The sequence below is a fragment of the Lentzea sp. genome, from assembly GCF_035525475.1.
Classification (GTDB): domain Bacteria; phylum Actinomycetota; class Actinomycetes; order Mycobacteriales; family Pseudonocardiaceae; genus Lentzea.
In genome coordinates, this window is record NZ_DATLEC010000166.1 from 1 (window position 1) to 6,640 (window position 6,640).

General features: G+C 69.8%; 8 protein-coding genes. 6 read left to right on the plus strand and 2 right to left on the minus strand.

The features are described 5' to 3' along the window. Window positions 1–96: 96 nt before the first annotated feature. The 6 genes from VM306_RS27110 to VM306_RS27135 all read left to right on the plus strand — a co-directional run bounded on the left by VM306_RS27110 (window position 97) and on the right by VM306_RS27135 (window position 5,367). Window positions 97–999 (plus strand): 5-dehydro-4-deoxyglucarate dehydratase, encoded by a 903-nt coding sequence (locus VM306_RS27110; RefSeq protein ID WP_325520053.1) that lies wholly within the window; start codon window positions 97–99, stop codon window positions 997–999. A gap of 28 nt (window positions 1,000–1,027) precedes the next feature. Next, window positions 1,028–2,287, plus strand: a complete 1,260-nt coding sequence (locus tag VM306_RS27115; protein ID WP_325520055.1) for a glucarate dehydratase family protein — start codon at window positions 1,028–1,030, stop codon at window positions 2,285–2,287. Next, window positions 2,281–3,411: a hypothetical protein gene (locus tag VM306_RS27120; protein WP_325520057.1), complete on the plus strand. Its 1,131-nt coding sequence runs from the start codon at window positions 2,281–2,283 to the stop codon at window positions 3,409–3,411. The genes VM306_RS27115 and VM306_RS27120 overlap by 7 nt, the downstream gene beginning before the upstream one ends. Before the next feature lie 53 nt (window positions 3,412–3,464). Then, complete coding sequence (locus VM306_RS27125) at window positions 3,465–3,935, plus strand: hypothetical protein (protein WP_325520059.1); 471 nt, start codon at window positions 3,465–3,467, stop codon at window positions 3,933–3,935. Window positions 3,936–4,035: 100 nt separating this feature from the next. Beyond that, window positions 4,036–4,566: a hypothetical protein gene (locus VM306_RS27130; protein ID WP_325520061.1), complete on the plus strand. Its 531-nt coding sequence runs from the start codon at window positions 4,036–4,038 to the stop codon at window positions 4,564–4,566. A gap of 3 nt (window positions 4,567–4,569) precedes the next feature. Next, complete coding sequence (locus VM306_RS27135; RefSeq protein ID WP_325520063.1) at window positions 4,570–5,367, plus strand: alpha/beta hydrolase; 798 nt, start codon at window positions 4,570–4,572, stop codon at window positions 5,365–5,367. 129 nt (window positions 5,368–5,496) lie between these two features. Here VM306_RS27135 and VM306_RS27140 read toward each other — a convergent pair whose 3' ends face one another. After that, the gene (locus VM306_RS27140) at window positions 5,497–5,853 is read right to left on the minus strand and encodes a glyoxalase (protein ID WP_325520065.1); all 357 of its coding nucleotides are present in this window, start codon (window positions 5,851–5,853) and stop codon (window positions 5,497–5,499) included. A gap of 65 nt (window positions 5,854–5,918) precedes the next feature. Then, window positions 5,919–6,640 (minus strand): FumA C-terminus/TtdB family hydratase beta subunit (locus tag VM306_RS27145; protein ID WP_325520067.1); only part of this gene is annotated, 722 nt, incomplete at its 5' end.

Here is a 6,640-nt window from a genome sequence, read left to right on the forward strand (position 1 = left end):
GCTGGCGCTGGTGCCGAGTCTCGTCGTGTACCTGTCGCTGCAGAAGTCCTTCCTGCGTGGGATCACCACCGGAGCGATCAAGGGATGAGTGTGGGTATGCAACTCGATGGTGTGCTGTTCTTTCCGGTGACCCCGTTCGACGCCGAGGGGAACATCGCCTACGACGTGCTGGCCGAGCACGTCAAGCACGGTGTCTCCGCCGGGCCGGGCGCGGTGTTCGCCGCCTGCGGCACCGGCGAGTTCCACGCGTTGGGGCTGGAGGAGTTCGAACGCGCGGTGGCCGTCGCGGTCGAGGCGACCGCGGGCAAGGTGCCGGTGTTCGCCGGCGCGGGCGGCTCGGTCGTGGCGACCAAGCAGTTCGTCCAGGCGGCCGAACGCGCCGGTGCCGACGGCATCCTGCTGCTGCCGCCGTACCTGGTGACCAACCCCGCCGCCGGCCTCGTGCGGTACGTGGCGGAGGCCGCCGCCGTCACCGAGCTGCCGATCATCGTGTACCAGCGCAACAACGCGCGGTTCACGCCGGAGACCGCCGCCGAGGTCGCGAGGATCCCGAACGTCGTGGGCTTCAAGGACGGCATCGGCGACCTCGACCAGATGCAGCGCGTCGTGCTGGCCGTCCGTGCCAACGTTGACAAGCCCTTCCAGTTCTTCAACGGCCTGCCGACGGCGGAGATGACCCAGCTCGCGTACCGGGGCATCGGCGTCGAGCTGTACTCGTCGGCGGTCTTCTGCTTCGCGCCGGAGATCTCGCTCGGCTTCTACAACGCCGTGCAGTCGGGCGACACGGAGCTCGTGCACCGCTTCCTGCACGAGTTCTACAAGCCGCTGGTCGAGCTGCGCGACAAGGTTCCCGGCTACGCCGTCGCCCTGGTGAAGGCCGCGGTGCGGGCGAACGGGTTCGAGGTCGGCGGCGTGCGCCCGCCGCTGGTCGACCCGTCCGACGAGCACCTGGCCGCCCTCGACAAGATCATCGCCGCCGGCAAGGCGCTGCTGGCCTGATGGGCCGGCCCGAAGGGGAAGGAGCGCTGTGAAGATCACCGAGATCGTTCTGACACCCGTCGCCTTCCGCGACCCGCCACTGCTGAACGCGGCCGGCGTGCACGAGCCGTGGGCGCTGCGCACGATCGTCGAGGTGCACACCGACGAGGGCATTTCGGGCCTGGGGGAGACCTACGGCGACCTCGCGCACCTGGAGCGCTCGCGGTCCGTTGTGGACTCCTTGATCGGACTGGACGTCTTCGCCCTCAACGAGATGCACGCGCGCGTCGCCGCCGTGCTGGGCGGTGAGGTCGGGCCGGACAAGCACGGCCTGACGGGCAACATCACCGCCGAGAGCACCGTCGACCGCGTGTACTCGCCGTTCGAGGTCGCGTGCCTGGACATCCAGGGCAAGGCCTTGGGACGCCCGGTGCACGACCTGCTGGGCGGCGCCGTTCGTTCCGCCGTGCCGTACTCGGCCTACCTGTTCTACAAGTGGGCAGGGCATCCCGGCGCCGAGCCGGACGAGTGGGGCGAGGCGCTCGACCCCGCGGGGATCGTGGCCCAGGCCTCCAAGATGATCGGCGAGTACGGGTTCGGGTCGATCAAGCTCAAGGGCGGGGTCTTTCCGCCGGAGCAGGAGATCGAGGCGATCCGGGCGTTGCGCGAGGCGTTCCCGGACCACCCGCTGCGCCTGGACCCGAACGCGGCCTGGTCGGCGGCGACGTCGCTCAAGGTCGCGGAGGAGCTCGACGGCGTGCTGGAGTACCTGGAGGACCCGACGCCGGAGATCCCCGGGATGGCGGAGGTGGCTCTCAAGGCGCCGATGCCGTTGGCCACCAACATGTGCGTGGTCGCGTTCGAGCACCTCAGGCCGTCGGTGGAGCAGAACGCTGTGCAGGTCCTCTTGTCCGACCACCACTACTGGGGCGGTCTGCAGCGCTCGCGGCAGCTGGGAATGATCTGCCAGACGTTCGGTATCGGCCTGTCGATGCACTCGAACTCGCACCTCGGCATCTCGCTGGCCGCGATGACGCACCTGGCCGCCGCCACGCCGAACCTGAACTACGCCTGCGACACGCACTACCCGTGGAACGCCGCCGACGAGGTCGTGGAAACGGGTGTCCTGTCCTTTGTGGATGGTGCGGTGCCGGTGCCCACGACTCCGGGCCTCGGTGTGACGCTGGACCGCGACGCGCTGGCGCGGCTGGCGGAGAACTACGTCCGTTGCGGCATCACGTCCCGCGACGACACCGGTTACATGCAGAAGTACGACCCGAGCTACGAGAGGAAGCGGCCCCGGTGGTGAAGTCGGTTGTCCACGTCTATCCGTGGGACCTGATCGGTGACCCGGACGCCGTGGCGCGTTACCAGGGGCTCGGTGTCGACGCGATCGCCCTTGCCGCCTCGTACCACACAGTGCGGGCCGCGACTCCGTTGCACCCGTCGCACCGGTTGGTCGACGCACGGCACGCGGCGTTCTACTTGCCCGTGCGGGCGGAGAAGTACGGCCGGCTGGTGCCGGCGGAACCGTCCTGGATGGATGGTTCCGACTCGTTCGGCTCCGCCGCGGCCCTCGTTCGTGCCGCCGGGTTGCCGGTGTACGCGTGGACCGTGCTGACGCACAACTCGCGTCTGGGCGACTTGCACCCGGACGTGACCGTGGTGAACGCGTTCGGCGACCGCTACCCGTACGCGTTGTGCACGTCGCAGCCCGATGTCATCGAGTACGCGTCTGCGCTGGTGTCCGAGGTGCTCGAGCTCGGCGCGCCGGACGGGATCGTCCTGGAGGCCTGCGGGCCGCTGGGGTTCTTCCACGGCGGGCACCACGAGAAGACCGACGGCACGGACTGGGACGCGGTGCAGCAGAAGCTGTTGTCGCTCTGCTTCTGCACCTCGTGCACCGCCCTGTACGCCGACCCGGATGCTCTGCGCGACGCGGTCCGGGCCGGGGTCGATCGCGGCGCTCCCAGCGTCGAGGAAGCGTTGGGAGCGCTCGCGGAAGACGTCCGGACCGTGCGCACGGGAGTGGTGCGGTCGTTGCGGCAGCGGATCGTCGGCGAGATCCGTGCCGCGGCGCCTTCGGTCCGCGTCGGCATGCACGTGACGGCGGACCCTTGGGGCACCGGGCCGTTCGCGACCGTCGCGGGTGGTGTGGACGCGGACGTCGACGTCCTCACGACGATGTGCTGGCCCGGCCCCGATGCCGCGGTTCCTGGCATCGAGGCGTTGCGTGCGGTCGCTCCGGACACGCGGATCGCCGCGTACGTGCTGGGACTGCCGCCGAAGCCCGCGGACGGTGCCGCGCTGGCGAAGGAGTGGCTGGCGTACCAGGACGCCGGTGTGGAGGAGTTCCACCTCTACCACGGCGGTCTGGCGTCCGCCGCTCGTCTGGAGGCGTTGCGGGAGGCCGTCGCCGCCGTGTCGCGGTAACTGTGAAGGGAAGTCGCTGCAACCCGTTGTGACCGCGGTTCCGTCCTTGGTGCATGAGGCACATAGGAACCGTAGTTGGCACTGGCGTCCTGCTGCTGGTCATCTCGGCCTGTGGCAGTGCGCAGAACGCGAGCCCCGGAGCCGGTGGCGGTCCGACGTTGCCGACCGCCACCTCGCCCTCCGAGGCGCCTCCCGGCATCGCGCCCGGTGAGGTGCCGCCGGACGGCACACCCGTGACGAAGATCGACACCAACGCCCTGACACCGGACTACCCGCGCACCGTGTGGACGCAGGGTGACGGCAGGACCGTCGGCGTCGTCGGCCAGGAGGGCGGCTGCGGCAAGGCGAGCGCGTCCGTGCTGGAGCAGAACGCCTCAGCGGTGAAGATCGAGCTGCTCGAGACCACGCCGCTGACCAAGCAGATGTGCACGATGGACATCCGCTTCCCCCCGCTCACGGTGCAGCTGTCCGAGCCCCTCGGTGAGCGCACGGTCGTGCTGACGTCGCGGCAGGAACAGAAGTAGACCTTCCTCCCACGATGCCCGGCCGGCATCTGCCCCGCCGGCCGGGCACCTCACCTCACCTCACCGGGACCGTTCGCCCCGGTTTGCAAGGATGGTGCGCATGAGAAACGCCGTCGCTGCCGTTGCTCTCGCCGCCGTGCTCGCCGGCTGCTCGTCCGGCACGCCCGGCTCCAGTTCGTCCGGGTCCAGCTCGCCGGGAGCCGCGCCCACGACGGGCACGTCCGCATCCGGTTCCACCGGTTCGTCCGGCGTGAACCCCTCGAACGCCCCGGCACAGCCTCCCGTCTCCATCTCGGAGCAGAAGCCCGTCGTGCCGCCCGGCGCCACGCCCGTGGCGAAGGAGAAGGTCGACACGACATCGTTGTCAGACACCTACCGCGCCGAGGCCTACGTCTTCAACGACGGCCGCGACGTCGAGGTCTTCGGCATGGGCGGCGGCTGCAAGGAGGCCCGCGCGGAGGTGACGGCGCAGTCCGCCGAGGTCGTCCAGATCACGCTGGTCACGATCACCAAGCAGCCTCCGGGCACGATGTGCACGCAGGAGGTGCGCCAGGTGCCGCTGACCGTGCGCCTCGCCGCGCCGCTGGGCGACCGCCGGCTGCTCCTGGAGGCCCGCGAGGAGACGGGCTGAGACGTGGATCTTCGCCTGGGAGACCGCGTACTGCGCGTGTACGACGAAGGTTCGGGTGTGCCGGTGTTCTGGCACCACGGCACGCCCAACCTCGGGCTTCCGCCGGAACCGCTGTTCCGTCCGGGCGTGCGCTGGGTGTCCTACGACAGACCCGGCTACAGCGGGTCGACCGCCGTGCCAAACCGGTCGGTGGCCTCGGCTGCCGCTGATATATCGCATATCGCCGATGCCCTGGGTCTCCCGCGGTTCGCGGTCTTCGGACACTCCGGCGGCGCACCACACGCCCTCGCGTGCGCCGCCTTGCTGCCGGACCGCGTCACCGGCGTCGTCGCCGCCGCGCCCTCGGCCCCCTTCGCCGTCGACGGCCTCGACTGGTTCGCCGGCATGGTCGCCTCGGCCGAGGCATCGTTGCGCGCCGCCGCCGCGGGCCGTGAGGAGAAGGAGCGGTACGAGGCGTCCGGCGTCGAGTACGACATGGAGTTCACCGAAGCCGACCTCGCCACATTGCGAGGTCCTTGGTCGTGGTTCGGCAAGGTCGTCGAGCCGGCGTTGGCGAACGGCCCGGCCCCACTGGTCGACGACGACCTCGCCTACGTCAGACCGTGGGGCTTCGACCCGGCGTCCATCACCGTGCCGACTCTCCTGCTGCACGGTGACCGCGACGGCATCAACCCGCCGTCGCACAGCCGGTGGCTCGCCTCCCGGATCCCCGGTGCCGAGCTCCGCGTGACGCCGGGCGACGGCCATATATCAGTTCTGGATCATGCCTCGGACGCCCTCGACTGGCTCTTGGCTCGCTGACCGTTCGCCGGTCAGCCGTCCCAGGTCCTCGCTCACCTGCGCCTTAGCAACAGGTCTTTTGACTTCGTCCACAAACGACTCGTTGCAAAGGGCAGGGCATGGGTGTGCGGGAGAGCTGATATATCGGCTTCAGGCGTCGGCGAGGAACTCGACGCGGTTGCCGACGCCGTCGAACGTGTGAAAACGGAGCCTGCCTGGGATCTCGGCCGGATCGGCCCAGATCACGGGGTGGCCGGCCGCCGCGACGGCGTCTGCCACCCAGGTCACGTCGACGACGAACGCCGGGTGGGCTTTGCGCGCGGGGCGGAAGTCGTCCTCGACGCCCACGTGCACCTCACCGCCGCCAGGCACCTCGAACCAGCAGCCGCCGCGTGCGGCGAGCAGTGGTGGCTTGGGGAGTTCGGTCCAGCCCAGGACGCCTGTGTAGAAGGCGCGCTGCGCGTCCTCGGAGCCTGCCGGGCAGGCGACCTGCACGTGGTGGATCACGCGAAACCCCCGATCACACGAATACAGGACAAGCGTACTGTTTGATCGGGGGTCGCGAGAGGGGTCTAACGGCGGAAGCTGATCTGCAGGGTCGGCGTGGACGTCTCGGCGAAGAAGTCGTTGCCCTTGTCGTCGACGACGACGAAGGCGGGGAAGTCCTCGACCTCGATCTTCCAGACGGCCTCCATGCCCAGCTCGGGGTACTCGAGCACCTCGACCTTGCGGATGCAGTCCTGCGCCAGGCGCGCCGCCGGGCCACCGATCGAGCCCAGGTAGAAGCCGCCGTGCGTCGAGCAGGCGTTGGTGACCTGCTTGGACCTGTTGCCCTTGGCGAGCATCACCAGCGAGCCGCCCGCGGCCTGGAACTGCTCGACGTAGGAGTCCATGCGGCCGGCCGTCGTCGGGCCGAACGACCCGGAGGCGTAGCCCTCGGGCGTCTTGGCGGGACCGGCGTAGTACACCGGGTGGTCCTTCATGTACTGCGGCATCGGCTCGCCGGCCTCCATCAGCGCATCGACGTAGGCGTCCATGCGGCCGGCGGTCGTCGGACCGAAGCTCCCGGACGCGTAGCCGGCCGGCGTCTTGGCGGGCCCGGCGTAGTAGACCGCGTGGTCGCGGAGGTACGCCGGCATCGGCTCGCCGGCGTCCAGCCGCTCCTTGATCTTCGCGTGCGCGATGTCGCGCGCCACGACCAGCGGACCGCTCAACGACAACCGAGTCTTCACGGGCAGCTTCGACAAGGTCTCGAGGATCGAGGCCATCGGCTGGCGCAGGTCGATCGCGACCA